This is a genomic window from Thermoanaerobaculia bacterium (assembly GCA_035593605.1).
Lineage (GTDB): Bacteria > Acidobacteriota > Thermoanaerobaculia > UBA2201 > DAOSWS01 > DAOSWS01.
The window spans coordinates 17,794-31,622 of record DAOSWS010000008.1 but is presented as its reverse complement, the minus strand read 5'-3'; the positions used below and the strand labels follow the sequence as shown (position 1 = coordinate 31,622).

Below are 13,829 nucleotides of genomic sequence, written 5' to 3'. Positions count from 1 at the left end.
ACATAAGTTAGATCTCATACGAACCTCCTCCCTCGTAGCCCCGGGCAGCCCCGGGGTTTTTTTATGCCGGAATGTCGTAAGGAAAGAGACGGATCAGGTCGGGAGGACGACTTTCCGGAGAAAATCCGCTTTCAGCAAAGATGAGCCATGCCTGAATCTGGTCATCTGAAGGGGCAGAATCATCCGGGCCGACTTCGATACCTCCGTAGGCAAAACGATCCCGGCTCCATGGCACATTGCTCTTTTTATAAAAAAAGATCACGAGTAATGCCGCTTCAGGTCGGAAGATCTTTATGCGTGCCCGGTTCGGTAAATCCCCAACCTGATTGGAACAGCTGATCTCATAACCCTTCGTGGTCGGAACCAGTTCCCAGGGTTCCGCGGAGTGTTTTACCAGATTCACGATGCGGCTTGCAAGCGTATCGTCCTGGACCTGGGTAAGAATTCCGGCAATGGGGCCATCTTTCTCATTCGTAATCATCGGGATTACTCCTTCGGACGATATTGTTCCATGGAGTCAAGGTCAGTCTTTGCCTTCGATGGACGAAGTACGCTGGAAATAATGGGTCTTGCAGCAAGCTTCATGATCTTTAATTTCCATTCATAGAGGTGCCAGGAAAGGGTACGGGGCGCCAAAAAGCGGGTATCGTCGGGATTGACGACGAGAGAAACCTCAATATTCGGGACGATACCCATCGGAAGGCCGTTCTTCCTCATGGAATGGTAGAGGTGAGTGTAGACCTTTCGCATGTCCTCGAACGATGGGGTAGGGTAGTGTTCCATGTCCGAACCGATGACAGGCCTGAATATACAGACCGTGGGAAATGCACCCACCGATGTAATGTAATCAATGGCCTGGAGTGTGTCTTCCAGGGGTTCTACGCCGGCAATGATCTCCCCGCTTACCTTTCCCTTCCCCAGTTTCCGGGAGGTGTATTCCATGGCGTTGAAAAAAGCCTCTCTTGAAAGATACTTTTCCTTTCCCGGCAGCAGGTCGCGGAAATACTGCGGATTGTGGAATTCATAACAGAAGGAAAAGTGATTGGCACCAAGATCGATGAGCCAGTCGTATTTCCATAGCGTCTCTTTGGGTTCAGGAACGAGTTGGACGCCTGTGAAGAGACCGACCTTTTCCCGAATCGCCTTGATATAGGGGGCAACAATCTCCACACCCTTCCCTCCCTGCCATCCCGAATTAAAGTGGACGAAGGTGACGCCGGAACGCTCCTTTGCCGTGCGGCAGACTTCGACGACCTCCTCAACATCTTTGTTGACGATTTCGTTTACGCCGACATTCAGTCCTGTTGTACAGAATTTGCAGTTCATGGCAACTTTGGGATGCCAGAACATACAGGAATTGGCGATATAGATCCCGAGATACGTTCCCTGAAGTACGCCGACCATACTCATGGGGTTGCCGCGATAGGTCTTCTGGTTGTACCAGTCCGGTGTGGGAGGGATCATCACGGGATAGTTGATGTTCTCCCGGCTGTCCCAGACGATATATCCCGTGGAAGTCTTTTTTAAGAAATAGGGTGTGTTCTGGACAAAATCTTCCTCGACAGGTACGTTCATCCAGATATCTTTCAGATCTCCGGGGATCATGAGTTCAAGGCCGCTTCCCAGGCCCGCCCGGGTCCGGGCAAAGAGACGCGCGTCGGATTCAAGGTTGCAGGATTCGTGAATCTTGATCCCGTTGCAAAACAGGTCGATCTCAAGTTCACAGGGATTAAGGCGGGTCATGGACTACTCCTCATACGGCTTCGTAATAATCGCCCATTATAGCAAAACGAGCGGGTCCTGGATGCCGGCTTCCTGAAATCCCCGGGCACGGAGCCGACAGGCATCACAACGGCGGCAGGGTGCACCCTCCGGGCCCGGGTTGTAGCAGGATGTTGTGAGAGAAAAGTCGAGACCGAGCTGCACTCCTTTACGCACAATATCCGCTTTCGACATGGTCACCAGAGGAGCTTCAATCCGGATCGGTTTCCCTTCCGCTCCCCGTCGGGTTGCCGCCTGTGCCACCTCGTTCATTCGGTCGATAAAGAACGGCCGGCAATCTGGGTAACCGCTGAAATCTATAGCATTGGCTCCTATGTAAATGGTGTCAAGATCATGAGATTCAGCATAAGCCACGGCCATGCTGAGAAATACGAGGTTGCGCGCCGGAACGTACGTTGCTGGAATGGTATTGCCGATCTCCTGGTCCTCCGGCACACGGATGTCCGATTCGGTAAGAGCTGATCCGCGGAAGAGCTCAATGGGCAGGGGAACAAGGTGGTGGGGGAGAATTCCCAGTGTCTCCGCCAGCTTCCGGGCGCGTTCCGTTTCAAGACTGTGACGCTGTCCGTAAATGAAGGTCAGCCCGTGCAGCACAGCACCCTCCCGGATTTTCCAGGCTGCCACCGTCGCGGAGTCAAGTCCGCCGGAAAGCAGGATGACGCCCTTCACTTGACACCCGCCCGGGCAGTTTCGGACAATATTCCTGTGATACCCATAAAGGATAGTATACCCTCCCGGAGCTTCCCGATCGTGAATTACGGGATCATCGTTGTCAATGTTGTTATCTTTCTCTTTCAATTGACACTGGGTTCCAGGCTGGAAGTCTTTATCCGTCACTTCGGTGTCGTTCCCGCCACCTTTGTGGCCTGGGGGGATGTGCATCCTTTCCACCCTTTACGTTACTTACCGCTGCTGACCAGCATGTTCATGCATGGCGGCCTCCTGCACCTCTTCGGAAATATGCTCACCCTCTGGATATTCGGGGACAATGTTGAGGATCGGATGGGACATGTTCGTTATCTGATTTTTTATCTCTTTTGCGGTGTTTGCGGTTCAATGGCTCATATTTTCAGCCAGACAGGTTCTTCTCTTCCCAGTATAGGAGCTTCGGGCGCGATCGCGGGTGTAATGGGAGCCTATGTCCTGCTCTATCCCCGTGCCCGGGTTCTCACGATTCTCCCCATCTTTTTCTTCATTCAGTTCATCGAAATCCCGGCTCTTATTTTTATGGGATTCTGGTTCGTGATCCAGTTCTTTTCCGGTGTAACGAGCCTTGGCGCGGAGTACTATCAGCAGGGTGGAGTGGCCTGGTGGGCCCATATCGGAGGATTCCTGTCCGGCATCCTGGTTACGTTGATGTTCTATCGAAGGTCACCCTACCGGGGCCGCGTGATCGACTGGGTAGATCCCGAGGATCGGTAAGCCTGGATGAACAGGTAGTTGTGGTTACGGAGTCATGGGAGCCGGCGAATGGGACCAGACTCCCGGCACAGGTCGTTCGCAGTGAGGACAGGCGCCCTCCCTGAGCATGTTTCGTCGGACAACGAAGCCGGTCCGCTTAATGACAGCTCTTCCGCAGGATTGGCAGTAGGTTGTTTCCCCGGGATCTCCAGGCAGGTTTCCCGTGTACACATGGTTGAGCCCTTCCTCCAGACCGATTTCCCTGGCCAGGCGGAGTGTACTTGCGGGAGTTGGAGGAATATGTCCGAATTGATAGTCAGGGTGGAACCGTGAAACATGCCATGGCGTATCTTCATTCAGCTCCTCGCGAATAAACCGTGCAATGTCCCGAAGTTCTTCGCTGCTGTCATTTACGGTCGGAATCACCAGTGTCGTGACCTCTACCCAGACACCCATTGTGATTAACTGCTTCAATGCGTTCAGTACGGGAGCGAGTTCCCCTCCCATGATCTTCCGGTACGTACGTTCCGAAAAGGCTTTCAGGTCAACATTGGCGGCATGAAGGAGGCCGTGAAGGGATTGCAGGGGACTGGATTCTATATATCCGTTCGTTACGAAGATATTGGCAATGCCTCTCGAATGGGCCAGACGTGCCGTATCCCGGGCGTACTCAAAAAAGATCGTAGGTTCGGAATAGGTATAGGCAATACTTGCACATTCCTGCTTTCGGGCAGCCTCCACGATGGATTCGGGAGGTACAGCCTTTTCAGAGATACCGTCTGTTGGTGAATGAGTAACCTGGGAAAGGCTCCAGTTCTGACAGAATACGCATTGAAGGTTGCATCCTGCCGTGGCGATGGAAAGGGATCGGGACCCGGGAAGAAAGTGGAAAAGAGGCTTTTTCTCAATGGGATCCGCGTGCATGGCCATCAGGTTTCCGTATGTGAGCGTCATCAGCTCTCCTCCGGAAACGATCCGGACATTACAGATTCCGGACTGTCCTTCCCGCAATGAGCAGTGGTGCGGACAGAGCTCGCAGATGACCTTCTCTCCCTCTTTTCGCCAGTATTCAGCTCTCTTCAAGGATTTCCTCCATCCACTTGAAGAAGGGGGAGGGGTCGGCGAAGGAATCTACGAGAAGATGGGGTTGATACACAGATAGCTCTTCCCTGGAATGGGCACCGGTGGCTACGGCCACGGAGAGGTTGCGATTGTGGTGAGCACTCTGAATATCAACGGGTGCGTCGCCAATTACGATCGTTCGATGAGGGATTCCCCGGATGAGAAGGCGGTGCTGGAGACGGCGGACCGCAACGGGTGGAAGACCATTTCGATCCAGGGCATCATTACCAAAAGCGCCAGTCAGAAAATAGTCATCCAATCCGGCCATTCGGGTTTTCAGCCGGGCTCCTTCCGGGATATTGCCCGTACACAGGGCCAGATAGGTATGGGGTCGAGCATGAAGATGGGCTATCAGTTCTCGAATGCCCGGCTTAAGTGTGACTTTCCGGGGAGTCATTCGGGCGGACAACTCTTCAATATAGTATTGCAGGCAGGATTGCAATCCTTTTTCGATAACTGAATCGGAGAATCCGGCCTGCGCCATCAGCTCCCGGATTATGTTTGGGTCCAGTTTCCCACTGAAGGGATAGGTATCCATGGGACCCTCTGTCCCGTATACCCGCGCTAGCGCTGACGAAATGGCTGCGCGGCCCACTCCGTGCGATGATAGAAGAGTTCCGTCTACATCGAAAAGGATGAAGGTCGTCTTTCTTCCTTCGTTCAGAAACACGTTATCAACAAAAACTTCATCCTCCTCTGAAACACAATGAACTTCAAAGGAAGGACCTGAAACGTGAAACCGTGTTCCATGATCGGTCGTTTGCCAGGGGATCGTCTTAATCATCCGCTTGATTTCATCCAGGTGAATTCCTCTTCGATTCAACCCGTCGGACAGATCGGCATGGAAGGTTATCGCCCTGTCCATCGCCGTTCAGCTTGTCCTTCCGCGAGTTCGGCGCGAATGAATGGCCGTATCTGTGAGAATAAATCCGGAATCGGACCACAGATAATGATGCAGGGTGATATTCCGGGGGTCTACCTCGACCATCTGGCACGATTGAAGGCCATGTTCCTTTCCTCGGCCTCGATTTGTCGTAGAAGTGCCGATATGGCTGACCGGAAGGCTGTATGGAAAACGGGGCAGATAATCTCGGACATCCTGCATGAGGGAACGGTGGACATGGCCGGATAAGACCAGATCGATCGGGTTCGATGCGAGACAACGCAGAAGAGTTCGGTTGCCCCTTATGCTGCGGTCACGGGTGTCTCCGGGGAGAGGGAGGATCGGATGATGGAGAATGAGAATACGAACGTCCGACAGGCTGGAACGCAGAAGAGTTCGCTGAAGCTGTAAGAGCTGTCGATTTGTGATTCTTCCTTCCGTCAGAGTTAACCCATGGGCGGTACAGATTCCTGTGACGCATAGATTCGGAAGCTGGAGATCGGAATCAGTTAAACCTTTAAAATGGCGTTTCCAGCGCAGGTAGGGGGCAAAGAGCCTGAGGTGAAAGGGGTAGAGGGGAATATCGTGATTACCGGGAACGGCAATCCAGGGCTTGGCCATGGAATCCAGGAATTTCCGGGCCGCTAAAAACTGAACAGCTTTCGCTCGCTGGGTCAGATCTCCACTGATCACGACACCGTCAGCTCGCTCGATTAAGCCAGAAAGCCCCTCCAATCGTGAGTAAAGATGGGGGGGGCCGAAGTGGATATCAGAGAGATGAAGGAGTCGGAGGGTCACTGACGCGAGAGCATTTGAAATAATCCTTCAATCTGACGGGAAACCATGCCTGTAGAGGCTCTGGCCGCAGAGTGGAGGATTTCATCTCCCGCATACCTTCCGAGAATAAAACCAAGAAAGGCGGCGCCCGTTAACGTCAGGTACGGGTGATTATCGACAAAGGTCCTCTCATCATCAATGAGGGTGACCAGAGCGCCGCTGCCTTCAGGTTCAGTCACTCTTCCTCCGGATCAGATAGCCCAGGAGAAAACCTGCAACCAGAGCCGCACCGATGGCTCGCTCTGGATGGTTCCGGATATAGTTCGTTGTACTCTCTTTCACCTTATGCCAATCCTGCTGAGCCAGCTTGTCTTTGACGTTGTCGTAGAGTTCGCGAGCCTTTTCCTTGCCCCTGTGGGCAACATCGGCAACTTTCTCTTTGACTTCCTCGACTTTTCCCTTAACGGTTTCTTGTTCCATGTCTTAACCTCCTTGAAACATCAGTACACTATTTACTATACCTCTCGATTGCGGCTTTGGCAAGCCTGAAATGGTGCTATTCTTCGGAAAAAAAGTTAGTTTTTATGGACATCACGATAGAACGACCGGGTGCGGCTACGGCCTGTTCATCGGCCGAAGGCATATATTCTTTGTCCAGAAGATTGAATGCATGTATCCCAATCGTTACGGTCGAATTCCATGCGTATTCGATACCGGCATTGATGACGAGATATCCTGGAACCTCTACTTCGCTGGGTCCGTAATCTTCCTGGCGTGCTACGCCCAGAAGGTGAAGGTAGGGTGAAAATGCACTAAAGGAAGGAGAGAGAGAAAGGGAGGCCTTCAGGGGGGGGATGTCATCGATCACATCTCCTGAATCCTGGTCCCGGCCCCTGGCCCACGAAAGACCGGCGGAAAAAGCTGAACCCCAGAGAAAACGTATCGCAGCGTCCTGAATCCGTACATCCTGCACATTGCGGAATGTGTACTGGTCTGGCTCCGTTTCGATCTTTTCAATGTAACTGTTCAGTTCGTGAAGGGTATAGGACGCTTCGGTCTCGAATTTTCCTGAATGCCAGCGCCAGGTAAGGCCGGTTCCATAGCCATCTTCAGGATCCAGATCGGCATTGCCCTTCACCCATCCTCGCCCAGACGGTCCTTCGTAGAAGAGTTCTTCCAGAGTCGGAAATCGATAGGCCGAAAAGATGCCAGCTGACAGAACATGGGGCCCATATATCCATGAAATGCGGACCGAACCGGCCGGTACGATATCGTCGGAGACGGTGGTTCCCGTACCTGCGTCAGCCCGGAAGTACTGAAGCCTGGCTCCGAGGTTGAGATCCAGGTTCTTTCCAAGGGGGAGTGAGGTCGTTGCGTTGGGTGCGAGTTCCCAGTGTGTCGCTCCATCCAGAGGAAAGGTTGTGCCGTCGTCGTTCTGGACCTTTGCATCCATGCCCTGACGGGTGTAAAGATGGAATCCAAGTGAGGAACGTCCAAAGGTGCCGATGATCGATCCCTGCACATTGGTAGATGTAATTGTGGAGCGCTCTCCGGATCGTTCCGTTACCAGCTTCTGGTAGATGGCGCCGGCCTGATACTGCCAGAGCTCTCCATAGGATCGGACTCCGGCCACGGAAAGAATGTTTTCGGGGTAAAGAGTGGGTTTGGAGGAAGAAGAAGGCTTACCTATATCGGTACCCCTTGTATAGAGGAGGTCAAGTGTGGTGTGGCGCCGGTCATCCTGCAGGAGGTAACCGCCATAGAAGTTCTCCCGCGTAAAAAAACCGTCTTCCTCTTCGCCTTCCGCCGTTTTGTAGCTGTCTGCGTCATCGTAGGCGCCGGCCAGGATCCATCGATCACCTTTCGCCTGAAAATCGAACGTTTTTCTCTGGTTGTTTTCACCGTACAGAATTCCCGCAGAAATACCGGTAACGGGACGAAAAGCGGGCAGAAGGGCATCGACGACACCGCCCATGGCTTCGGAACCATAGGATGTCGCGGTACCGCCTTTCATAACGGTGATTCCATCCAGAAGGGAGGGAATGAGGGTTCCCATGTCGCTCCCGGCTCTCCGATCCCCGGAAACGCGGTAGCCGCCGACCGTGGTCTGGACCCTGTGCTTGGCCAGTCCGCCGATGGAAACCGTGGCGAGGGCTCCGCCAATTCCTACCATATGAATGTCGGCCTCGGAAGCAAGGGCCTCGGTCAGAGTGAAGCCCGGGCTGCGGTCAAGAGTTTTCTCGGACAGAGTTATGGTCTCCATGGCGTTCGAGCGGGCGGATACGGCATGGGTAAAAACAAGAATTCGGATATCGGGCACTTCGCCCTCGTTAAATACGACGGAGACCTTTTGATCCAGGATTTCAAGCGTATAGGTCCCGGATGGAAGGGGCAGGGAAAACCCTCCGTCAAGATCCGTTGAGGTCGAGTCACCGGTTTCTTCGATTGTAAGGGGTGTGGCGGGAAGCGGTCGTCCTGTGGTGTCCAGCAGCCGCCCTCGAATATCGGCACTGAGAATGGAGGCGATACTCAGCCATAGAATAAACAGAGTCCTGATCATAAGATCCTCCTCTTTCTATTTCCCATACCATTGCAGGAATTTCGTGCCACAAATAATAGATGGGGGAGGTGACTCCCCCGGCACGATCATGATTATACTCGGGAGACCCCTGACGTCAAGAGTTTTCCGTATTAACTGTATCTGTTTCGGGCTTCTTCTTTTCGGATTTATTCTTCATGACAACGTGAATCTGCCAGGCACCCACGGCCACCAGGGCCAGCGGCCAGATGTGCTGCAGGATCTCCAGTGTGGAGCCGTACAGATTGCCGAGAATGAGGAGAGAACCCAGAATCACAAGGGCGATACCCAGCGTAAGCCTGCCCTTCTCCTCCAGGGGCTGAGGTTCCTGGTAGAGATCCGCGTTCATGAACCGGGCCTGCCGGAAGCCGTCAATAAATGCGTAAGCTAAGGTTCCCATGATGAGGATGGGCTCCTCCAGTTTCGCGGCGGCCAGAAAAGACAGAAATACAATGAGGCCTTTGATGTGCTGGCCGAGATAGAGGTATCCGGCTCCGGGCAGGGCGTTCAGGACGACCGTCCAGCCGGGACTCTTTCGTCGGAGAAGCGGTTTTTTCCTTTCGCTGTAACAGGGACTGCATACGTAGCGATTATCCACGAGGTTCATGTCATCGTGACAGATGGCTCGGCCACAGATAATACAGATTCCGATGGAGTCATTTTCCGGATGGTACTGGCATTTCATTTTTTTCCTCCTCGTCAGAGGGATTCTGGGCAAGCGTCATGGCCAGCCGGCCTCTTGCTTCACCGTAGATTTTGTATAGATAGGCCTTGGCAAGAGATAGCTCGACGACGACCCGTTTTGAGAGGTTTCCCTTTTGTGCATCGACATTGAATTTTCCCAGAGGCGTGGTGAAAAAGGTAAGCAACGCTGCCAGCAGAAGTGCGGCTGCGATCTGCAATGCCTGCAGGAAAAAGGATGTTTTCGGCCTCTGAAAGTCATAAATACGGGATCGAAGAGCCTTCGATGGTGTCAGGTGGTTCGATAGAGCATCCCGGAGGGCGTACAGGGTGCGGGCTGTCGTTTCACAGCGGGGGCACGAGGTGGAGAGCTGATCTTCTCTCCGGTACTCATGGTGAGCCAGCTGCTCAAGAAAGGTTTCGCACTCTGGTGTTCTGACCTGAACGGGTTCGGTTTCCGGTGGAGTAAGCTGCAGCCGACGGAAATTAATGTGTTCCTGGAGCCAGAGTTCACAGGCATGGCACTCTTCCACATGGTTGTAATCATTCCAGTCCGCGAGGCCCTTCGTCAGGCGTTCCCGAAATTCTCTGCAGGGCCCGCTCATGCCTGTACCCCCATTTCTGCATGGTGTGCAGAGGTGTCATGGATCTCCATGGCAACGGCGAAACGGCCCCGGTTCAGGCGGGATTTGACCGTACCCACAGGGACCTCGAAGATGTCACTGAGCTCATCGTAGGAGAAGCCCATCAGGTCCCGCATGAGGATCATGGCAACGGACTCTTCCGGAAGGCGATGAAGGGCGGAGAGGGCACGGTTCAGTTCGTCTCTCTGCTGGGTCTCTCCGTGAGGATCGCTGGAAGAGGACAGAAGGTGGAGATATTCGTCCCCGATATGGTTGAAGCTTCGTTCGGTCTTCCGTCGCCTGTACTCGTCGATGCAGAGATTTCTTGCAATCTTCATGGCCCAGGTCAGAAATGGATATCTCGGTGCGTAGCGATGCAGGTTGGAATAGATCTTCAGAAAAACCTCCTGGGTCAGGTCTTCTGCATCGTGTCCGTTCCCGGTGAACTGGAAACATACGGAAAAAACGGGCCTGGCGTATCGATCCACCAGGGATTTCCACGCTGTTTCATCGCCTGCCAGGCACCGTTCTACGAGGATGGAATCGTTCATGTCACTCATCATTACGCAAGATCGGGCCTCAGGGTTCCCGACTCATGAAAGTTCGACGTACCCGTGGCCGCGCTGTTTTGCCCGATACATTGCCCGGTCCGCGTATCGGATGAGATCCTCCTTCAGCTCTTCCAGGGGGAGAGGCTTGAATGCTACGATCTTACGGAAAGAGGCGATGCCGATGGAACATGAAATGGCACCCTTAAGATTCAAGGGCTGCTTGAGAAATCCAAAGGGATGGGTCAGAAATGTATGGGTCTGAATCGCTTCGATGATCGATTCGGCCACCTGCTGCGAGGCGGTGAGATGAGCATCGGGAAGAATGATCACGAATTCATCGCCCCCATACCGCGCAAGGGTAGCCCTGGGCCAGTCCACGAGGTCCCGCAAAAGATAACCGACCTCACGCAGGGTCTGGCTTCCCGCCAGGTGACCATGAGTATCGTTGACCTTCTTGAATTTATCCAGATCCATAAAGAGGAGACAGACATCCCCGCCTTTCTTCTGGGCTTCCAGGATGTCCTGTGTCAGCTGAATATGAAAGAACCGATCGTTATAGAGTCCGGTAAGCTCGTCCTGCTGAGCGATTTCCTGTGCGCGTTTGGCATCCATGACATTCTGAATGGAAAGGCAAGTGTAATCGGCAAAGACCTCCAGAAGCCGTGCGTCGGTTTCCGTGAATCCATCAATTGATGCAGCATTGATGAGTTCAATCACCCCGATGACCGCACGCTCGATATGGATGGGTGCGGCGATGATGGAACGTGTGACAAAGGAATTTTCCTTATCCCAGGCGGAATCAAAATGGGGGTCGTTGTACGGGTCATTGGTCAGATAAATGTGGTTTTCGCGGTAAACGTGGCCCACGATTCCCTGGTCTCCACGGATCGAACGGCCGAGGAGCCCGGAAGCCCTGGCGCCCGAAGTAGCGACAAAGCGCAGGGCGTTTCGTTCCGGATCATCCTTTTTGTGGCGAGGATCATCCATCAGAATTGATACAGCCTCCGCGGGAACAAACCGGTTCGCCATTTCCAGGACCCTCAGGAGAAAGGTTTCAAAGGAAACGTAGGTCTGGAAAATGTTGATCGATCGTTTTCGAGTAAGAAAATGCTCCAGTTCTGCGCCGGGCAGGACGAAGGTCTGCTCCATGGATTCACGGTAGCAAACTTGTGGGGCGAATGCAATCCTGGCTGTCCGGGTTTATATCAGTTGCGATCGTAATGTATTCAGAATGGAGAGGACCCGCTCCCGGGCTTTCGATCGATCCCCGCTGTTGTCGATCACAAAATCTGAACGACGTGCTTTTTCTTCCTGAGGAAGCTGGAATCCAGCCCGTTTCCGTGCCTCTTCCGGCGTCGTGTTTCCAGCCCCGGCAAAGCGTTCATACCCCTCTTCCTCAGGGCATGTCACACAGATGATCCGGTCAAAGACTTCTTCCACTCCGGCTTCGAAAAGCAGGGGAGCTTCCACCACGAGAATCGTGGAGGGATCCCGGTCAACCAGATCCTGGTGATAGATCTGAATGCGCCGGATCACGGCCGGATGGACGATCCTGTTGAGTGTCCGGGTCGTTTCTTTACTGGAAAAGACTTCTGCCAGGATCGCGCGGTTCACGTCCCCCTTCGCGGAAAAAATCCTTGTCCCAAATGCCATGGAGAGCTTCTCCCGTACTTCTGCATCCGAAGCGTAAATCTCATGTACAACCTCGTCGGCGGAAAGAACGGGGCATCCCAGCTCCTGAAAGAAACGGGTGATCGTGCTCTTTCCGCACCCGATTCCTCCTGTAACGCCAATAATCACTTGATATTACGACGGGCCCTGGCGGCCATGAGCGTGTTTTTCATCAGCATGGCAATCGTGAGGGGGCCGACCCCGCCGGGAACGGGGGTGATCCTGGAAGCGACCGGTTCCACATCGTCATAGTGAACATCTCCAATCAGCACATACCCCTTGCGTTCAAAGAAAGAACGCTTCTTTTCATTGGAGGAGAAGAAGCGGGAAACCTCTTCGGCGTCAGTAAGCTTGTTTACGCCAACGTCAATCACGACTGCACCATCCCGGACAAAAGAGCGGTCCACCATGCCGGGGCGCCCGATGGCCGCGACAAGAATGTCCGCCTCACGGGCAACTGCCGGAAGATCCCTGGTCCGAGAATGGCATAACGTCACAGTTGCATGTTCTGCAAGGAGAAGCTGAGCCATCGGCTTACCTACAATGTTGCTCCGGCCGATGACGACAGCCCGGGCACCTTTCAATGGGATCCCGAAATAATAAAGGAGCTCCATTATCCCGGCGGGAGTACATGGCTTGACAACGGCCTTCCCCATGGAAAGAAGCCCTACGTTTACCGGATGAAAGCCATCGACGTCTTTGGCGGGATCGATGGCAAGCGTGACTTCGAATTCGGGAAGATCTCCCGGAAGGGGGAGCTGGACCAGAATGCCATCGACTTCCGGGTCGCGGTTCAATTCATCGATCGTCCGGAGAAGCTCTTCCCGGGTCAGGGTGTCCGGGTAGGTATGCAGTACGCCTCGAATCCCAACTTCTTCACAGGCACGGGTCTTGGAGCTGACATAGATCTGGCTTGCCGGATCTTCACCCACGAGGAGGACATGAAGGGACGGAGTGATACCCTGCTGTTGAAGAATCTCGACTTCCTGCCTGACATTCTCGCGAATCTGATCCGCGACGGTCTTTCCGTCAAGAATCTCTGCCATCCGGCTCTCCTTTCGACACCAAGGTTAACGTGACAATCCCCCCCAGTATAGTGGATATGGAACCCTTCGTAAATCCCGCCCTCCGGGCATGGGAGACCAGATCAAATGAGGCAAAGATACCTATACTGGTAGCCAGATGTCCATAAGCGGCCCATGAGCCAGCAAGGACGGCTCCGATCAGGGGAATCAGTTTTCGATATAAATTAAACGCTGTTCTCCAGAAGAGGTTGCGGGGCAGAGAAAACTCCAGAATACCAAAGGTCCCCGGAGTGCTCAGAACTCTCTCTGTCTCCTCCATACATGCCTTCGGATCGGCAAAGTTCCGGATCCCGAAGGCGACCGTGGCTCCGTCGAAGACTCCGTCATGAAAAGGCAGTGCTTCACCCTGGGCGCATACAAGGTGAGTGAGGCCCTTGGTCCGGGCCAGCTGAAGCATGCGGAGGGAGGGATCAAGTCCGATGACCCGGGCACCCCGTTCCTCGACCGCCAGTGCGACATCTCCGGTTCCGCAGGCAATATCCAGAACCCTGTCACCGGGGTGGATATCCTTCACCAGTTTCTGCCTCCATCTACGATGGAGACCCAGGGAGAGGATCTGGTTCAGCCGATCATACTTCAGGCTGATATCCGAAAAGACGGGTTCCGTTGGAATCGGAATATCCGGAGGCTTCGTCATGGAGTAAGATTGTAGCACCGGGTGCCTGCAAGATCGGA

General features: G+C 53.7%; 17 protein-coding genes. 1 reads left to right on the top strand and 16 read right to left on the bottom strand.

The genetic code is table 11. The features are described 5' to 3' along the window. Positions 1-61: 61 nt before the first annotated feature. Genes PLD04_05340 through queC form a run of 3 tightly spaced genes read right to left on the bottom strand, consistent with a single transcriptional unit; the run spans position 62 to position 2,451 of the window. The gene (locus PLD04_05340) at positions 62-481 is read right to left on the bottom strand and encodes a hypothetical protein (protein HXK67747.1); all 420 of its coding nucleotides are present in this window, start codon (positions 479-481) and stop codon (positions 62-64) included. Positions 482-486: 5 nt separating this feature from the next. After that, positions 487-1,743: a hypothetical protein gene (locus PLD04_05335; GenBank protein ID HXK67746.1), complete on the bottom strand. Its 1,257-nt coding sequence runs from the start codon at positions 1,741-1,743 to the stop codon at positions 487-489. 36 nt (positions 1,744-1,779) lie between these two features. Beyond that, complete coding sequence (gene queC / locus PLD04_05330; GenBank protein ID HXK67745.1) at positions 1,780-2,451, bottom strand: 7-cyano-7-deazaguanine synthase QueC; 672 nt, start codon at positions 2,449-2,451, stop codon at positions 1,780-1,782. Between the two features lie 36 nt (positions 2,452-2,487). Between queC and PLD04_05325 the strand changes: the two genes are divergently transcribed. After that, positions 2,488-3,204: a rhomboid family intramembrane serine protease gene (locus PLD04_05325; protein ID HXK67744.1), complete on the top strand. Its 717-nt coding sequence runs from the start codon at positions 2,488-2,490 to the stop codon at positions 3,202-3,204. Positions 3,205-3,228: 24 nt separating this feature from the next. On the opposite strand, the gene amrS is transcribed toward PLD04_05325, so the two are convergent. The 13 genes from amrS to PLD04_05260 all read right to left on the bottom strand — a co-directional run bounded on the left by amrS (position 3,229) and on the right by PLD04_05260 (position 13,791). After that, positions 3,229-4,266 (bottom strand): AmmeMemoRadiSam system radical SAM enzyme, encoded by a 1,038-nt coding sequence (amrS, locus tag PLD04_05320; GenBank protein HXK67743.1) that lies wholly within the window; start codon positions 4,264-4,266, stop codon positions 3,229-3,231. Then, positions 4,253-5,170: an HAD family hydrolase gene (locus PLD04_05315; GenBank protein ID HXK67742.1), complete on the bottom strand. Its 918-nt coding sequence runs from the start codon at positions 5,168-5,170 to the stop codon at positions 4,253-4,255. Before PLD04_05315 ends, amrS begins: the two co-directional genes overlap by 14 nt. Positions 5,171-5,176: 6 nt before the next feature. Further along, the gene (locus PLD04_05310; GenBank protein HXK67741.1) at positions 5,177-5,986 is read right to left on the bottom strand and encodes a metallophosphoesterase; all 810 of its coding nucleotides are present in this window, start codon (positions 5,984-5,986) and stop codon (positions 5,177-5,179) included. Then, positions 5,983-6,204 carry a hypothetical protein gene (locus PLD04_05305; protein ID HXK67740.1) on the bottom strand — a complete coding sequence of 74 codons (222 nt, stop codon included), beginning with the start codon at positions 6,202-6,204 and terminating at the stop codon, positions 5,983-5,985. The genes PLD04_05310 and PLD04_05305 overlap by 4 nt, the downstream gene beginning before the upstream one ends. After that, positions 6,197-6,445 (bottom strand): hypothetical protein, encoded by a 249-nt coding sequence (locus PLD04_05300; GenBank protein ID HXK67739.1) that lies wholly within the window; start codon positions 6,443-6,445, stop codon positions 6,197-6,199. Before PLD04_05300 ends, PLD04_05305 begins: the two co-directional genes overlap by 8 nt. Positions 6,446-6,521: 76 nt before the next feature. Beyond that, a complete protein-coding gene (locus PLD04_05295; protein HXK67738.1) occupies positions 6,522-8,525 on the bottom strand; it encodes a TonB-dependent receptor in 2,004 nt (667 codons plus the stop codon). A gap of 115 nt (positions 8,526-8,640) precedes the next feature. Next, the gene (locus PLD04_05290; protein ID HXK67737.1) at positions 8,641-9,228 is read right to left on the bottom strand and encodes a hypothetical protein; all 588 of its coding nucleotides are present in this window, start codon (positions 9,226-9,228) and stop codon (positions 8,641-8,643) included. Continuing rightward, the gene (locus tag PLD04_05285) at positions 9,200-9,829 is read right to left on the bottom strand and encodes a hypothetical protein (GenBank protein HXK67736.1); all 630 of its coding nucleotides are present in this window, start codon (positions 9,827-9,829) and stop codon (positions 9,200-9,202) included. Before PLD04_05285 ends, PLD04_05290 begins: the two co-directional genes overlap by 29 nt. Beyond that, positions 9,826-10,398, bottom strand: coding sequence for an RNA polymerase sigma factor (locus PLD04_05280; protein HXK67735.1), 573 nt, complete (start codon positions 10,396-10,398; stop codon positions 9,826-9,828). Before PLD04_05280 ends, PLD04_05285 begins: the two co-directional genes overlap by 4 nt. A 42-nt stretch (positions 10,399-10,440) precedes the next feature. Beyond that, complete coding sequence (locus PLD04_05275) at positions 10,441-11,547, bottom strand: sensor domain-containing diguanylate cyclase (GenBank protein HXK67734.1); 1,107 nt, start codon at positions 11,545-11,547, stop codon at positions 10,441-10,443. A gap of 51 nt (positions 11,548-11,598) precedes the next feature. Further along, a complete protein-coding gene (gene coaE / locus PLD04_05270) occupies positions 11,599-12,198 on the bottom strand; it encodes a dephospho-CoA kinase (protein ID HXK67733.1) in 600 nt (199 codons plus the stop codon). Beyond that, the gene (folD, locus tag PLD04_05265) at positions 12,195-13,115 is read right to left on the bottom strand and encodes a bifunctional methylenetetrahydrofolate dehydrogenase/methenyltetrahydrofolate cyclohydrolase FolD (GenBank protein ID HXK67732.1); all 921 of its coding nucleotides are present in this window, start codon (positions 13,113-13,115) and stop codon (positions 12,195-12,197) included. Before folD ends, coaE begins: the two co-directional genes overlap by 4 nt. Next, a complete protein-coding gene (locus PLD04_05260; GenBank protein HXK67731.1) occupies positions 13,099-13,791 on the bottom strand; it encodes a ubiquinone/menaquinone biosynthesis methyltransferase in 693 nt (230 codons plus the stop codon). The genes folD and PLD04_05260 overlap by 17 nt, the downstream gene beginning before the upstream one ends. Positions 13,792-13,829: the final 38 nt, after the last annotated feature.

Bases quoted from the DNA above. Each gene is read 5' to 3' on its own strand.
- PLD04_05340 (HXK67747.1), bottom strand. From the start codon at position 481: ATGATTACGAATGAGAAAGATGGCCCCATTGCCGGAATTCTTACCCAG.
- PLD04_05335 (HXK67746.1), bottom strand. From the start codon at position 1,743: ATGACCCGCCTTAATCCCTGTGAACTTGAGATCGACCTGTTTTGCAAC.
- PLD04_05315 (HXK67742.1), bottom strand. From the start codon at position 5,170: ATGGACAGGGCGATAACCTTCCATGCCGATCTGTCCGACGGGTTGAAT.
- PLD04_05300 (HXK67739.1), bottom strand. From the start codon at position 6,445: ATGGAACAAGAAACCGTTAAGGGAAAAGTCGAGGAAGTCAAAGAGAAA.
- PLD04_05295 (HXK67738.1), bottom strand. From the start codon at position 8,525: ATGATCAGGACTCTGTTTATTCTATGGCTGAGTATCGCCTCCATTCTC.
- PLD04_05290 (HXK67737.1), bottom strand. From the start codon at position 9,228: ATGAAATGCCAGTACCATCCGGAAAATGACTCCATCGGAATCTGTATT.
- PLD04_05285 (HXK67736.1), bottom strand. From the start codon at position 9,829: ATGAGCGGGCCCTGCAGAGAATTTCGGGAACGCCTGACGAAGGGCCTC.
- PLD04_05280 (HXK67735.1), bottom strand. From the start codon at position 10,398: ATGAACGATTCCATCCTCGTAGAACGGTGCCTGGCAGGCGATGAAACA.
- PLD04_05275 (HXK67734.1), bottom strand. From the start codon at position 11,547: ATGGAGCAGACCTTCGTCCTGCCCGGCGCAGAACTGGAGCATTTTCTT.
- folD (HXK67732.1), bottom strand. From the start codon at position 13,115: ATGGCAGAGATTCTTGACGGAAAGACCGTCGCGGATCAGATTCGCGAG.
- PLD04_05260 (HXK67731.1), bottom strand. From the start codon at position 13,791: ATGACGAAGCCTCCGGATATTCCGATTCCAACGGAACCCGTCTTTTCG.